This is a genomic window from Dietzia sp. SLG310A2-38A2 (genome assembly GCF_014145095.1).
Lineage (GTDB): Bacteria > Actinomycetota > Actinomycetes > Mycobacteriales > Mycobacteriaceae > Dietzia.
Window position 1 is genome coordinate 1 of the sequence record NZ_JAALDX010000145.1, and the last position, 14,937, is coordinate 14,937.

At 69.1% G+C, this 14,937-nt stretch carries 11 protein-coding genes and 1 pseudogene; 5 read left to right on the forward strand and 7 right to left on the reverse strand.

Translation table 11 applies throughout. The features are described 5' to 3' along the window. Both G6027_RS05480 and G6027_RS05485 read left to right on the forward strand, forming a co-directional pair. Positions 1–413, forward strand: a pseudogene (locus G6027_RS05480) (recombinase RecQ); the annotation flags it as partial. A gap of 123 nt (positions 414–536) precedes the next feature. Next, positions 537–1,694, forward strand: coding sequence for a calcium/sodium antiporter (locus G6027_RS05485; protein ID WP_182636124.1), 1,158 nt, complete (start codon positions 537–539; stop codon positions 1,692–1,694). Positions 1,695–1,759: 65 nt separating this feature from the next. Here G6027_RS05485 and G6027_RS05490 read toward each other — a convergent pair whose 3' ends face one another. Both G6027_RS05490 and G6027_RS05495 read right to left on the reverse strand, forming a co-directional pair. Continuing rightward, positions 1,760–2,425: a TrkA family potassium uptake protein gene (locus G6027_RS05490; RefSeq protein ID WP_182636126.1), complete on the reverse strand. Its 666-nt coding sequence runs from the start codon at positions 2,423–2,425 to the stop codon at positions 1,760–1,762. Continuing rightward, positions 2,418–3,725, reverse strand: a complete 1,308-nt coding sequence (locus G6027_RS05495) for a potassium transporter TrkG (protein WP_187702627.1) — start codon at positions 3,723–3,725, stop codon at positions 2,418–2,420. The genes G6027_RS05490 and G6027_RS05495 overlap by 8 nt, the downstream gene beginning before the upstream one ends. A gap of 508 nt (positions 3,726–4,233) precedes the next feature. Here G6027_RS05495 and G6027_RS05500 point away from each other — a divergent pair. Then, positions 4,234–5,403: an iron-containing alcohol dehydrogenase gene (locus G6027_RS05500; RefSeq protein ID WP_182636129.1), complete on the forward strand. Its 1,170-nt coding sequence runs from the start codon at positions 4,234–4,236 to the stop codon at positions 5,401–5,403. Positions 5,404–5,487: 84 nt separating this feature from the next. Here the strand turns inward: G6027_RS05500 and G6027_RS05505 are convergent, their stop codons facing one another. Then, on the reverse strand, positions 5,488–6,099 hold the full coding sequence (locus G6027_RS05505) for a TetR/AcrR family transcriptional regulator (protein ID WP_182636136.1): 612 nt from the start codon (positions 6,097–6,099) through the stop codon (positions 5,488–5,490). A 4-nt stretch (positions 6,100–6,103) separates the two neighbouring features. After that, positions 6,104–7,789: an AMP-binding protein gene (locus G6027_RS05510; RefSeq protein WP_241726844.1), complete on the reverse strand. Its 1,686-nt coding sequence runs from the start codon at positions 7,787–7,789 to the stop codon at positions 6,104–6,106. A 167-nt stretch (positions 7,790–7,956) separates the two neighbouring features. Here G6027_RS05510 and G6027_RS05515 point away from each other — a divergent pair, with 167 nt between their 5' ends. Next, complete coding sequence (locus G6027_RS05515; protein ID WP_182636131.1) at positions 7,957–9,906, forward strand: NAD(P)-binding domain-containing protein; 1,950 nt, start codon at positions 7,957–7,959, stop codon at positions 9,904–9,906. After that, positions 9,903–11,054, forward strand: a complete 1,152-nt coding sequence (locus G6027_RS05520; protein ID WP_346995640.1) for a CaiB/BaiF CoA-transferase family protein — start codon at positions 9,903–9,905, stop codon at positions 11,052–11,054. The genes G6027_RS05515 and G6027_RS05520 overlap by 4 nt, the downstream gene beginning before the upstream one ends. Here the strand turns inward: G6027_RS05520 and G6027_RS05525 are convergent. From G6027_RS05525 to G6027_RS05535, 3 genes are all read right to left on the reverse strand, one after another. Continuing rightward, the gene (locus G6027_RS05525; RefSeq protein WP_241726845.1) at positions 11,038–12,213 is read right to left on the reverse strand and encodes a cytochrome P450; all 1,176 of its coding nucleotides are present in this window, start codon (positions 12,211–12,213) and stop codon (positions 11,038–11,040) included. The genes G6027_RS05520 and G6027_RS05525 overlap by 17 nt on opposite strands. Before the next feature lie 73 nt (positions 12,214–12,286). Then, positions 12,287–13,459 carry an MFS transporter gene (locus G6027_RS05530; RefSeq protein ID WP_346995641.1) on the reverse strand — a complete coding sequence of 391 codons (1,173 nt, stop codon included), beginning with the start codon at positions 13,457–13,459 and terminating at the stop codon, positions 12,287–12,289. Positions 13,460–13,473: 14 nt separating this feature from the next. Next, on the reverse strand, positions 13,474–14,937 hold a 1,464-nt coding region (locus G6027_RS05535; protein ID WP_182636133.1), incomplete at its 5' end, for an FAD-binding dehydrogenase.

Here is a 14,937-nt window from a genome sequence, read left to right on the forward strand (position 1 = left end):
TTCTCGCCGGGCCCGACCAGGAGGCGCCCGACTGGGTGGTCCGTGCCTGCGTTCCGGTGCTGCGCGACTGGGGGTGGGACGAGCGCCCCGCCGGCGTGGTGGCCCTGCTCACGGGCGAGAGACCGATCCTCGTGGGGAGTCTGGCCCGCGCGCTCGCGCAGATGGGCCGCATGGACCACCTCGGGGAGCTCACCCGAGACGCCGCGCTCCCCGCGGTGACCGCCCAGAACTCGGCCTACCGGGTCGCTCAGCTGTGGGGCACGCTGACCGGCCCCGCGACCGACCCCACCGGGCCCGTCCTGTTGATCACCGATCTGTTCGGGACGGGCTGGACGGCCACGGAGGCCGCCAGACATCTGCGCTCCGCCGGGGCACCGGCCGTCCTGCCACTGGCGGTGGCCACCGCCGGCTGACCCGACGAGTGTGCTGCAGCGGCCGAGCCGTCGACTCAGGATAATCGCGTCCATGGACTTCTCAGCGTCTCCGCTTCGGCGCCTCGGGCCCGGGTTCGCCACCTCCGACCCTCGGGATCTCCCATGAGCGCCCTGACGGTGGCCGCACTCGCGGTCGGGTTCGTCCTCCTCGTCGCGGGCGGGGAGTCACTTGTCCGTGGGGCCGGCAGACTGGCCGTCACCCTGGGGATCTCTCCGCTGGTGGTGGGGTTGACCGTCGTCGCCTTCGCCACCTCGACCCCGGAACTCGCGGTGAGTGTCGACGCGGCCCTCAGCGGCCACCCGGGCCTGGCGGTCGGCAACGTCGTCGGCAGCAATATCGCGAACATCCTGCTCATCCTGGGGCTCACGGCGTTGATCGCCCCGCTGGTCGCCAGATCCCGGATCGTGCGCGTCGACATCCCCATTATGGTGGGGTTCTCGATCATCCTGCTGGTGCTCGCTCTCGACGGGGTGATCAGTTCCCTCGACGGGCTGCTGCTGCTCGCCGGGGTGGTGGCGTACGTCGTGGCGACAGTGGTCATTTCGCGCAGGCGCAGCGCCGACCCGACCGACACGGCGCAGGACGGGTCGGCCATGGAGGACGCGGAGGACGCGGAGGGCGCGGTCGGCGTGGACTCTGCCGAGGATGGGACGTCGCACTCGGTGCTCAAGAGCAGCGCGATGGTCGCGCTGGGCGTTCTCATGCTGGTCGTGGGAGCGCGCCTGTTGGTCACCGCGGCGAGCGACCTCGCGGCGGCCTGGGGCATGAGCGATCTGGTCATCGGCCTCACGGTGGTGGCGATCGGCACGTCCCTCCCCGAGCTCGCGACCAGCCTGGTGGCCGCGTTCCGGGGCGAGCGCGACCTCGCCATCGGGAACATCGTCGGCAGCAACATGTTCAACATCGGTGCCGTCCTGGGCGTCACCTCGCTCATCACGCCCATCGAGGTCGCGGCGGGGGCGATCCGTTTTGACCTACCGATCATGGTGGCGGTGGCACTGGCCCTCCTTCCCATCGCATTCACCGGCATGGCGATCAAGCGCTGGGAGGGGTTCCTCTTCGCCGGGTTCTACGCGGCCTACATCGCCTACGTGGTGCTCCAGGCGTCAGACCACGACGCCCTGGAGCCGTTCAGCACCGCGATGCTCTGGTTCGTCATCCCCTTCACAGCGCTATGGCTGATCGTGCTGGCCACCTACGAACTCGGGGTGATCCGGGGCCGGAGACACGCGCGAAGGGACCCCGTCCCACAGGAGTAGTGCCCCCACAGGAGTAGCGCCGCGATGACGCGGGAGGCCGAGCCCGGTTGCGGCCCGGTCCCGGGTCAGGACAGTTCGGCGAAGCGCTCGGTATCGCGAACCCGGCCGGAGACGATGACGGTGTCGCCCGCGGTGAGGACCGTCTCGGCGGTGGCGTAGGTGAACCCCTCCCCCGGGCGTTTGATGGCGACCACCGTGACTCCGAAGTCGGCGCGGATGCTGCTCTGCCCGAGCGGCTGGTCGAGAGCGAACGACGGCGCGGACGTCTTGACCATGGCGAAGCCGTCGTCGAACTCGATGTAGTCGATCATCCGGCCCCGGACCAGGTGGGCCACCCGCTTACCCATGTCGTGCTCGGGTCGCACGACGTGGTGGACCCCGATCTGGGTGAGGATCTTGGCGTGGGAGTTGCTGGTGGCCTTGGCCCAGATGTTGGGCACGCCCAGGTTGATGAGAACCGAGGCGGTGAGGAGGCTGGCCTCGAGATCGGAGCCCATTCCCACGACCGCCCGGTCGAACTGGTGGACCGACAACTGGCGCAGTGATTCGTCGTCGGTGGTGTCCGCCACCACCGCGTGGGTCAGACGGTGGGAGATCTTCTGCACCACGGCGTCGCTGGAGTCCACGCCCAGGACCTCGGCGCCCTGCGCCATCAGTTCCAGGGCCAGGGACTTGCCGAACCGGCCCAGTCCCAGAACCACGACAGCATCGGGAGCTCGTCGTCTAGCCAATGAGGGGCCTCTCTGCGGGAAGGTCGTACCGACGGCCGCGCTGGCGCGCGGCCAGTGCACTGACCATGGTGATCGGACCGATGCGCCCGAGGTACATCAGCAGTATCAGTATCCACTGGCCCCAGTGGGGAAGCTCTGCGGTGATCCCCGTGGACAACCCCACCGTGGCGAACGCCGAGGTGACCTCGAACAGCAGCTCGTTGAGTCCGAAAGGCGTCCCGGCCAGCAGCACGATCGTCGAGGTCATGACGAGCCCGATTCCGATCAACGCCACCGCGAGCGCCTGCCGCTGCACCCGGGTGTCCACGCGACGATCGAGGATGGTCACCGATCTCTCACCCCGTACCTCGGCGATGATGATGAACAGCAACAGGGCGAAGGTGGTCACCTTGATCCCGCCGGCGGTGCCACCGCTGCCCCCGCCGATGAACATCAGCACGTCGGTGACCAACAGCGTCGCGTCGTCCAGGTCCGCGTAGTCGACGCTGTTGAACCCGGCCGTCCGGGGCATCACGCCCTGGAACGCGGCCACCAGGGCCTTCTGTGCCGCACTGTAGCTCTGGAGGGTGCGGGCCCACTCCAACGCGAGGACCGCGCCGAAGCCGAGAGCCAGCAGCACCGCCGTGACCGAGACCGTCAGTCGTGTGTGCAGGGTCCACCCCGCCCGCGACCGGCTTCTGGGAGCCGTCCGGCGCAATCGCCGACCGACCTCGAACAGGACCGGGAATCCCAGGCCGCCCAGGATCACCGCGATCATCAGGGGAACGCAGATCCACGGGTCGGTGGCGAACCCGATCATGTTGTCGCTGTAGAGGGCGAACCCGGCGTTGTTGAACGCCGAGATGGAGTGGAACACCCCGAGCCACAGCGCTCGCAGCACGGGTTCGTCGTAGCCCAGGGCGAAACGGAGGGTCAGCGCCGCCGCGGTGACGAGCTCGATCAGGATGCTCAGCCGGATCACGCCGACGACGACGTCGCGGACGTCGCCGAGCTCGGAGGCCCGGGCCTCGGCTGCGGTGTTCATCCGGGCCTTGAGCCCGATCTGGTCGGCCAGCATCAGTCCGACCATCGAGGCCATGGTCATGATGCCCAGGCCGCCGGCCTGGATCAAGGCGAGGATGACCACCTGCCCGAACCCTGACCAGTGCACAGGGGTGTCCACGACGATCAACCCGGTCAGGCACATCGCCGAGGTCGCCGTGAACAGCGCCTCCGTCACTCCGGTACTGCCACCGGGTTCGACCGCTCCGGGGAGCAGCAACAACGCGGTTCCCACCACGATCGCCGCGGCGAAGCTCATCGCCACGACCCGGACCGGGCTCAACACCACCCACCCGGACAACCGCCGTATCCCGGACGGCCACACCCGCCTGTCACCACCAGTCACGACCACAGACTGTAGACCCACGATTCCGAGCAGCAGTCGCTGAACCCGCCACCTCTCCACCATGGAGCGATCCACTGTTAGGTGGCGACCGAGACGGGCCTGATGCCGTCAAACGACGCCCGTTGCGTGCGGCACGGTGCAATGACACATGCGCCTAGACGGAACTGATCGCGCGAAACCGCTGTACACACGGCACCTACAGCAGCGCAGAGGCCCTGCCGACACGACGCCGGCGACAGATCGTCACGGACTGTGGCCCACGCCACAATCTTGTTGTAGGATAACCATCGTTAGCCTCGGGCGGAACGAGAAGAACTGCGCTGCGCCCGATCACCGCTCGAACCCTGACGTCATCATCGGAGTGCCGGAGCGCTCTGGCCGACGCCACGGGTCGAGAACCACAACGAAGGACGGTACCGCCGTGCAGTCATCACTCATCTCTCTGTCCTCCATGGAGAGAGTCCACATCGGGACCCCCGTCGCGCAGGCCGCGGCACAGGAAGCGGAGTTGCTCGGCGCGAGCCGAGTCTTCGTTGTCTGCAGTGGGACACTGCACTCCCAGACCGACGAGATCCAGCGGGTGGTCGAGGCCCTGGGCGAGCGCGTCGTCGGCCTGTTCGACGCGGTCCGACCCCACGTGCCCCGTGAGGACGTCATCGCGGCGACCCTGGTCGCGGCCGAGGCGGACCCGGACATGCTGCTGTGCGTCGGCGGCGGGTCGGCGACGGACCTGACGAAGATCCTCGCGGTCACCCTGGAGCACGGGATCCGCGAGGCGTCCGATATGGACGGCTACCACCTCCAGGTCAATCCCGACACCTCGGTGACCGCCCCGAGCTTCTCGGCTCCGAGCATCCCCGTGGTCGTGGCGCCCACCACCCTCGCCGGCGGCGAGTTCAACGCCCTGGCGGGATCGACGGACGAGAAGACCAACGTCAAGGAGGGCTACGTCCACCCGGCGATGACCCCGCGGGCCGTCATCCTCGATCCCGCGCTCACGCGGCACACGCCGGAGTGGCTGTGGCTCTCGACCGGGGTGCGCGCCCTGGACCACGCCTTCGAGACCCTGGGCTCCCTCGAGTCGAACGGGTACTACGACGGGATGGCGATGAACGCCATCCGCCTGCTCTCCGAAGGCCTCGTACGGGTGAAGGAGGACGCGGACGACCTGGAGGCCAGGCGGATGTGCCAGGTCGGGGCCTGGTCCTCGATGGTCGCGATCGTCGCGGGCCTCGACATGGGCATCAGCCACGCGGTCGGGCACGCGCTCGGCGGGTCGTTCAAGGTCCCGCACGGGTACACCTCGTGCGTCATGGCGCCCTTCGCCCTGGAGTACAACCGAGAGGTCAACGACCATCGCCAGGCCCTGATCAGCGTCGCCTTCGGCGAGCCGCAGACGCCCGCGCACGAGCTCGCCGACTCGCTCATCCGGCGGCTCGGCATGCCGCGGTCGCTGGACGAGGTCGGGCTGTCCGAGGACGACCTCCCCAGCCTGGCGGCGTACACCTTCAAGGACATCTGGTGCGGGACCAACCCCAATCCGATCGCGAACGCGGACGCGCTGGTTCCCCTGTTGCGTCGAGCGCTCTGATCAGCGACACGGATCGAGACGGCCCCCTTTCGCCTGTGGCGAAAGGGGGCCGTCTCGTCTGCGCGGGCGCGGCGTGCGGCAGCGCTACCCGGTCACCTCGCCCGCGCCGCCGCGGACCCCGCTCCGGTGCCTGAGAATGCCGTCGACGATGAAGTCCACGTACGTGGCGACCAGCGCATCGATGTCGTAGTCGTCCCGCAGCCACCAGCTCACGCCGTTCATGAGGTCCAAGACGGCGACGGCCGCGCGCAGCGGATCGTCGACGCCGAACTCCCCGGCGCGGATACCGGCGGCGATCACGTCGCGCACCCGCCGCTGGTAGTACTTCCGGTACTCGACCACGCGTTCACGGTGTTCCTCCGTCAGCGCGGACAGCTCCCGCAGGCTCACCAGATGCTCCACCCGGTTCACCGCCAGGTGGCGGAGGTGGACGTCGACCAGTGAGGTGAGCCGCTCGGCCGGCGTCCCGGCTTCGTCGAGGACGAGCAGGTGCTCCTCCACCGGGACCCGGGTCATCTTGAGTGCGATCGCGTAGAGGATCTCCTCTTTGGAGCTGAAGTGGTTGTACAGGCTGGCGCCCTTGATCCCCACCGAATCGGCGATGCCGCGCATCCCCGCCGAGTGGTAGCCCTGCTCGGCGAAGTACTCGGCCGCCGCGGCCAGTATCGAGTCGCGTCTACTGGGCTCGGTGTTCAGCGTCTCAGTCCTTTGCGTGAAGGCGGCGTAGCTCTCTCTTGAGCAGTTTGCCCTGTGGGTCCGTGGGAAGCTCGTCCACGATCGTGATCACCTTGGGGACCTTATAGCCTGCGAGCACGGTCTTGCAGTGCTCTCGCAGCTCCGGACCCGACAGATCACTGCCGTCGACCGCGATGACGAAACCGGTGACGGCCTCGGACCAGTACTCGTCCGGGAGACCGACGACTGCCGCGCGCGCCACCCCGGGATGGGCCTGCAGGACCCGCTCGACCTCCTGGGAGGACACGTTGTATCCGCCCGTCTTGATCATGTCCTTGTTGCGGTCGAGGAAGAACATGTTGCCCTCGGCGTCGCGTCGCACGATGTCTCCGGTGTGGAGCCAGCCCCCGTCGAGGACCGCGGCGGTCTTCTCCGGATCCTTGTAGTACCCCGCCATCACCGACGGCGTGCGGCACAGGAGCTCCCCGCTCTCGGCCTCGTTCCCGTCGGCGTCGACCACCCTGACCTCCAGATGGCCGACCGGCTTGCCGATCCAGGTGGGGTCCTGCCCGGGAACGTCCTCGAGCTGCTTGAACCATCCGACCGACCCCAACTGGGTCAGTTCCGACTGGCCCCAGTAGGTTCCCCAGATCGACATCGGGGCGGCGCGGTGCCATGCGTCCACCGTCCGCGGGGAGACCTGCCCCCCGTAGGTCAGACACCGCTGGATGGTCCCCACCGCGTCGGGCCCGAAGCCCGGATGGTCCGCCAGGGAGATGAAGAACGTCGGCGTCTGGGCCAGGACCGTGATCTGCTCCGTCCGGATCATGGTCAGCACGTCGGCCGGCGCGAGGCTGGCCGGCAGGACGAGGGTCGCGCCCAGCAGGATGAGGGAGGTCAGGGACCCGATCCCGGCGATGGTGTGGAACGGCATGACGAACAGCCAGACGTCGTCATCCAGGCAGCGCAGCCCCCACGTGTACGCGGGCGCGGTGGAGATCAGATAGTTGCGGTGCGGCAACATGACCCCCTTCGGGGCGGCCTCGGTCCCGCTCGTGTACACGATCATCGCGAGGTCGAGCTCGTCGACGTCACACTCGGGCTCCGTGTCCGGGGAGGACCCGAGGAGGCGGTCGAAATCGTGGCAGCCCGTCTCGTCCGCACTCACGGACTCCGAACCGTCGCGTCCCGTGCAGTCGAGCACGATGATCTCGGGCCGGTTCTCTGACTCACCGAGCGCCGCCCGGACAACCGGGAGGAACTCCGCGGCCACGACCACCGCGGCGGGCTCGAGGTGGGCGAGCTGTTGCGCCACCTCGCCCGCCCCCAACAGCACGTTGATCCCGGAGTAGGCGGCGCCGATCTTGAGGGTTCCGTAGTAGGCGATGACCGACTCCACACGGTTTCGCGCCATGACCGCGACCCGGTCGCCGCGGGCGACCCCGAGTCCGAGGAGCATGTGGGCGGCCCGGTTGGCGCCCCGGTCGAGCTCGCCGTAGGTGGTCACCGTCCGACCGCCACCGGGTGCGTAGGAGACGATCGCGGCCTTGCCGGCCCGGCTCTGCGCATGACGGCGGAGCTGGTCACCCAATGTCGCCCGTCCCAGGAGGGCGGACTGAGCTGAGGTCAGGGAGCGGTCCGGGGTGGCCCCGTCCCCCGAGGGCTGGCGCGGATCGGTGACACTCGACTCGACGCGTACCGGCTGTTCCATGATTTCTCGCTCTCCCGCACTACTTACGGCCGTTAGTATGATCTGGCTCATACTGGCATCGTCGGCTGACGCGGTCAACCCCGGCGCACACGACCGTTCCGCGAGCTTGTCCGCAGCAGAATCCCAACCCCTTGGCCGCCTGACTAACTGCTGTTAGTCTGCGGAGTATGACCACAGTCACTGATTCGGACCGTCGCCGACTCCGCTCGGCGGTACGCCGGGGCAACGTCCCGACCATGCTCGCCGTCCTGCTCGAGCTGACGGCCGATGAGCGGTGGATGGCCCCCCGTTACCAACCCACCCGCAGCCGGGGCATGGACGACAACTCGACCGGGGGCCTCCCGGACGAGATCCAGGGAGAGATCCAGGAGGCGCTGGTCGACGCGGTCGAGCGCTGGTGGGAGTCGGACGAGCCCTCCCGACGGGAGATGGGCAACTCGGACGTCGAGCGGCTGCTCAACTTCACCTGCGGTGAGACCGTGCCGCCGGACTTCGCCCCGATGATGGCGGAGATCGTCAACGGGCCGCAGATCGCACCGGCTGCCGCCGAAGCCGACGACCGTCTCCACGCCATCGTGATCGGCGCCGGCATCGCGGGAATGCTGGCCTCCGTCGAGTTCACCCGTGCCGGGATCCCCCACGTGATCCTGGAGAAGAACGACGACGTCGGTGGTTCCTGGTGGGAGAACCGCTATCCCGGCGCCGGGGTGGACACTCCCAGCCACCTCTATTCGATCTCCTCGTTCCCCCACAACTGGTCCACGCATTTCGGCAAGCGCGACGAGGTCCAGGGCTACCTCGAGGACTTCGCCGAGGCGAACGACATCCGGCGGCACGTCCGCTTCCGCCACGAGGTGACGCGCGCGGAGTTCGATGAGCCGGGGCAGTCCTGGCGCGTGACGGTCCGGCGGCCCGACGGCGAGTCGGAGGTCCTGGAGGCGCCGATCCTGATCAGCGCGGTCGGCCTGCTCAACCGCCCCAAGGTCCCGGACTTCCCGGGCATGGAGAGCTTCTCAGGTCGCCTCTTCCACTCCGCCGAGTGGCCGAGCGAGCTCGACGATCCGGACTCCCTCCGGGGAAAGAGGGTGGGCATCGTCGGGGCGGGCGCCAGTGCCATGCAGATCGGGCCGGCCATCGCGGACCGTGTCGGATCCCTGACGGTCTTCCAACGCTCGCCCCAGTGGATCGCCCCCAACGACGACTACTTCGCGCCCATCGACGAGGACGTGCACTGGCTGATGGACCACGTCCCCGGGTACCGGGAGTGGTATCGGGCCAGGCTGTCGTGGATCTTCAACGACAAGGTGTACCCGACCCTCCAGGTGGACCCCGAGTGGCCGGAACCGAGCGCCTCGATCAACGCGACCAACCACGGTCACCGCAAGTTCTACGAACGCTACCTCCGCGATCAGCTGGGCGACCGCGACGACCTCATCGAGGCGTCACTGCCGGACTATCCCCCATTCGGCAAGCGGATGCTGCTGGACAACGGCTGGTTCGCGATGCTGCGCAAGCCCCAGGTCACGCTGGTCCCCCGCGGGGTCCAGGCGGTGACACCCACCGGGCTGATCGACTCCGACGGCGTCGAGCACGAACTGGACATCATCGTCATGGCGACCGGCTTCCACAGCGTGCGGATCCTGCACCCGATGGACATCGTGGGTCGATCAGGCCGGTCAACTCGGGAGATCTGGGGAGAACACGACGCGCGGGCCTACCTGGGGATCACGGTTCCCGACTTCCCGAACTTCTTCATCATGACCGGGCCCAACACGGGCCTCGGCCACGGGGGGAGTTTCATCACGATCCTGGAGTGCCAGGTCAGGTACATCATGGATGCCGTGGAGCTGATGCGTTCGCAGGACCTCGGCGTTATGGAGTGCCGCAGTGAGGTCAACGATCGCTACAACGAGGCCGTCGATCGGCAACACGCGCAGATGGTGTGGACCCATCCCGCGATGGAGAACTGGTACCGCAACCCGGATGGTCGCGTCGTGTCGGTACTCCCCTGGCGGATCAACGACTACTGGGCCATGACCAACGAGGTCGATCCCGCGGACTTCCATACCGAGCCGGTCCGCGCGGGGTCGGCCCCGGCCCTCACCACCGGACGGTGAGCGTGCGGGACGAGGCAGCCGGGAACCTGCACGGCGGACCTCTGGACGGCGTCCGGGTGGTCGAGATGGAGGCCATCGGGCCGCTGCTGCACGCGGGGCTCATGCTGGCGGACCTGGGCGCCGACGTGATCCGCGTGGTGCGACCCGTCCCGGTGGGTGCCGACGACGGCAACGACGACGCGAACTCGGGGATGCTCCGGGGCAGGACCGAGGTCGCGGTCGACCTGACCGACCCGGACGGGCTGCGCCGGGTGCGCGAGCTGGTGGGGAGAGCTGACGTGCTGATGGAGGGATCCCGTCCCGGCACGATGGAGAAGCTCGGTCTCGGCCCCGACGTGTGGCAGCAGGAGAACCCGGGGTTGATCTACGGCCGCATGAGCGGCTGGGGTCAGGAGGGACCGCTGGCCCGCGTGGCCGGACACGACATCAACTACCTGGCACTGTCCGGCGCCCTGGGGCAGCTCGGACCGGCCTCAGGACCGCCGTCGCCGCCGCTGAACCTCGTCGGCAACTTCGGTGGGGGGTCGATGTTCCTGCTGGTGGGGATCCTGTCCGCCCTGCACGAGAGGCAGCGGACCGGCCGGGGTCAGGTCGTGGATGCGGCGATGGTCGACGGCACCGTTTCCCTGACGGGTCTCGTCCGTTCATGGCAGCACGCCGGCCGGTGGTCCCCCCGACGAGGCACCAACCTGCTCGACGGGTCGGCGCCGTTCTACCGGGCCTACGGGTGCGCCGACGGCCGGTTCATCGCGGTGGGAGCGCTCGAGGACGTGTTCTACGACCGCGTCGTACGCGGGCTCGGGCTGGATCCGGCCGCTCTGCCGAATCGCTGGGACAACACCAACTGGGACGCTCTGACCGAGATCTTCGGGCAACGGTTCGCCTCGCGCGAACGCGACGCTTGGGCCGAGGTCTTCGACGAGCTGGACGCGTGCGTCACACCGGTGCTCTCGCTCCGCGAGGCCACGTTCCACGACCACGCGGCACAACGGGGGGCTTTCGTCGACGCCGGGGGCTACCCGATGCCCGCCGCCGCCCCTCGGATGAGCTCCTCCCGCGGAGCAGCCCCACCACCGGGGAAGACGGACGTGGACGCGGCCCTGTCGAGGTGGGGCGATCGGCGCCGCAGTCTCACACCCGGAGGCTGAGCGTCCGGAGGCGTCGTACCAGCAGGCTCTGGTGCCACTCGGCGTGGGAGGAATCGATCTCGGGGAAGGAGTCGAGGCCCAGGAGGAAGTCGAGAGCGGCGAGCGACTCCATCCGTGCGAGCGCTGCGCCCACGCAGAAGTGGATGCCGCGCCCGAACGACAGGTGCGAGCCCTCCCCCCGGTCCGGCCTGAACTGACCCGGTCGGCTGAACTGTCGGTCGTCCCGGTTGGCGCTGCCCCAGAGCAGGAACAGGTGTGTGCCGGCGGCGAGACCGACCCCGCCGAGTTCTGTGTCCCTGACGACGTGGCGGTAGTGCCCCCGGAACGGCGCCTCCAGCCTGAGCGTCTCCTCGATGAAGAGCGGGCGCGCGGCGGGGTCCGACCGAAGTGGATCCAGCCACTCCGGGTGCTGCCCCAGACGCCAGGCCAGTGACCCCAGATGTCCGACCGTCGATTCGATCCCCGCCGCCACCAGCTGGACCAGGACCTGCACCGCGACCTCGTGCGTCATATCGGCGTCGTCGACCAGTCGGGCGAGGTCGCCGAGCACCGACGCCGGGCGCGTGCCGCGCGCCTCTGTGAGCTTGTCGGAGAGGTACTCGATCAGTTCCCCGACGGATCGGACCGAGTCGTCGAGCTCGTCGGCCGTGACCATCCCGTCCAGCATCCGCGTACTGGCGAACGCCCAGTGACACAGCGCGTCGCCGTCCTGCTGGGGCAGACCCATGAGGGTGGCGACGACCGAGGCCGGGAGGCGTTCGGCGATGTCCTTCACCCAGTCGATGCCGCCGTCCCGGTGGCCCTCCGCCCACAGCTCGCGAAGTCGGGTGTCGATGACCGGTCTCCAGGCTCGGAGCTTGCGCGGGGTGATCGACGGCATGACCAGTGACCGGTGTGCCCGGTGGATCTTCCCGTCCGCGGTGGCCAACACGTGCACGGGGGACCCGAGTTCGGCGACGGGAAATTCGGTGACCTGCCCGTCCGGCGCCACGACCATCGTCGCGGTGAGGTTGGACGAGAAGTCCTCGACCCGGGCTGTCGCCTCCACCATCAGGTCCCAGGACCGGACGGCGTAGAACGACGAGTCCCCGATACGTCCGATCCCCGGCGACACACGTGACGGATCGAGGAGGCCCATGACGTCACCTGCGCTCTGCATATCTGTCACCCTTGCGCACGAGCCCGTGCCGCACGGTGGTTTGAGAGACACAGTGGTGCCGGGGCCGCCGCGCTCAGGCCACGGGAGCGGTGGCGTTCCTGCGGGTTCCGCCGAGCAGCACCAGCCCCACCCCGCTGGCCAGGGAGATCGCGGCACTGATCAGCAGTAGCGTTCCGAGCCCTATCGTCGGGATCACGGTGCCCGCGATCCCCGGTGCGACGACGGAGCTCACGGCGCCCACGACCAGGCACGTCGTGAACGCCGCTCCGGCGCGATCCGGCACCAGTTCGGCGGTCCACACCGCCAGCACCGCCGAGCCGGTCATGTACCCCGCACCGAAGACGCACGCCGAGACCACGGTCGCGACGAGGGAGTCGCCGGCCGCGCCCAGCAGCACCAACGCCAGGGCCACGATCATCAGGCACATCGCGGCGACCCGGGGGCTGCCCCACCGCCCCGCCATGGCGCCGGTGGTCAGTGCCACCAGGCCGCTGGCGCCTATCAGGACGTAGATCACCGGAACCGCGAGCGCCGGCAGGTCGGTGCCGCCGAGGACGTCTGCGGCGTAGGTGAAGTAGATGACGACGACGGCGAAGTAGACGACCGAGTAGCCGGCGGGGACCGGGAGGGCCCTGGCCAGGGTCGCGAAATCTCGCTGTTCACGCGGGCGTCCGGTCGGGTCGGTGCGCGGCACGAGGAGGAGGTTCACGATCGCCGCGATCACCGCTGCCACCGCGACGCCGACCCACACCAGACGCCACGACGTGTACGTGGCGATGACCGCCAACCCACCCAGCGCGATCAGCCCGGCGCCGGTGCCCGTGGTGATCATCGCCAGCGCCCTGGACTGGAGGCGGGGGGCCACCGTCCGGGTCACGATGTCGGAGTACGGTGCCCAGACCCAGCCGCCCGCACTGCCACACAGCACCGCTCCCGCCGCGAGGAGCCCGGGCGACTGTGCGACCGTCACGATCGCAGCACCCAGCGCGCCACAGACCCCGCCGACGGTGGTGGGCGCACGCGCACCGCGACGCGCCGCCAGCGGACCCGCGAGGACCAGACCCGCGAGGTAACCGGCGAACGTGGCACTGGCGACCAGACCCAGCACCAGTTCCGAGAGCCCGAGCTCCTGACGGATATCAGGAAGTGTCAGTCCGTAGACGTACCGCGCCATACCGAAGGCGACACCGACGACCGCCGCCCCGGCGATCCCGATCCTGGTCGCGGAGGAGGTCACCTCAGTCACTGTGCCCACCTCGGTCAGACCTCGCGCGCCATCGCCCGGCCCGCCTTCATCCCCGAGAAGATGCAGCCGCCGAGGAAGGTGCCCTCGAGCGAGTTGTACCCGTGGACCCCTCCGCCCCCGAAGCCGGCGACCTCCCCGGCCGCGTACAGGCCGGGGAAGGGTTCACCGTCGGGGCGCAGGCACTGGGAGTCCAGCGTGGTCTCGATCCCACCCAGCGTCTTGCGGGTCATGAGGTGCACCTTGACCGCGATCAGCGGGCCACCGGAGCCGGCTGCGGATCCCGTGCCGGCGCCCGAGTCCGCGAGGAGCTTGTGCGGCTTGGCGATACGGGTGAGCTTGTCGGTGAGGACGCGGCGCGAGTTGTGGATGGCCTGCACCTGCGCGTCCTTGGCGAAGGGGTTGTCCATCTGGCCGTCCATCGACAGGACGAACTCGCGTACGTTCTCCACATCCAGCTCGGGCTCGCCTTCGCGGACCAACTCGTTCATCCCGGCGACCAGTTCCTCCAGGGAGTCGGCCACCACCCAGTCCACGCCCTTCTCGGCGAATGCGCCCACCGACGGTGGCAGTCCCTTCTTGGCGCGGGACAGGAACTTCTTGACCACCTTGTCGGTCATCTCCGGATTCTGCTCGGAGCCCGAGAGCACGAACTCCTTCTCCGCGATGGCCGTGTCCAGGATGAACCACGAGTGGTCGTACCCGGTCCGGCGGATGGCCTCGACGGAGGCGGTGGTGTGGAAACCCGGGAACAGCGGCACCGGCATCCGCGCGCCCGTCGCGTCCAGCCACAGAGTCGACGGGCCCGGGATGATGCGGATGGCGTGCGAGGGCCAGATGGGCGCGAAGTTGGCAACCCCCTCGGTGTAGTGCCACATCCGGTCGCGGTTGATGAGGTTCGCCCCGGCCGTGCCCGAGATCTCGAGCATGCGACCGTCGACGTGCTCCGGGACCCCCAGGATGAGATCCCCGGGCGCGTCGCCCAGGCGGTCCGACGGCCAGTACCGGCGCACGAGGTCCGGGTTGCCACCGATCCCGCCCGAGGACACGAGCACCGCGCCGCCCCTGAACTCGAAGGTCCCCGTCTCCTCGCGGGGAGAGGACACGCCCCTGTCCAGATCGCACGGGACGAGGGTGGCGCCGCGGACGCCCACGGCCCGCCCGTCCTCGACCACGATCTCGTCGACGCGGTGACGCACCGCGAATCGCACCCGTCCCTCGGCGGCGGCCGTGCGGACCGGCTCCTCGAACACGCGCACGACCTCGGGCCCGGTACCCCAGGTCACGTGGAATCGCGGGACGGAGTTGCCGTGGCCCCCGACGTCCCCGCCGCCACGCTCCGCCCAGCCGACGGTGGGGATGATCTTCAACCCCAGCCCGTTGAGGTACGTGCGCTTCTCCCCCGCCGCGAACTCCACGTACGCCCGCGCCCACCGCCGGGGCCAGTGGTCCTCGGGCCGGTCGAAGGCGGCCGAACCGAG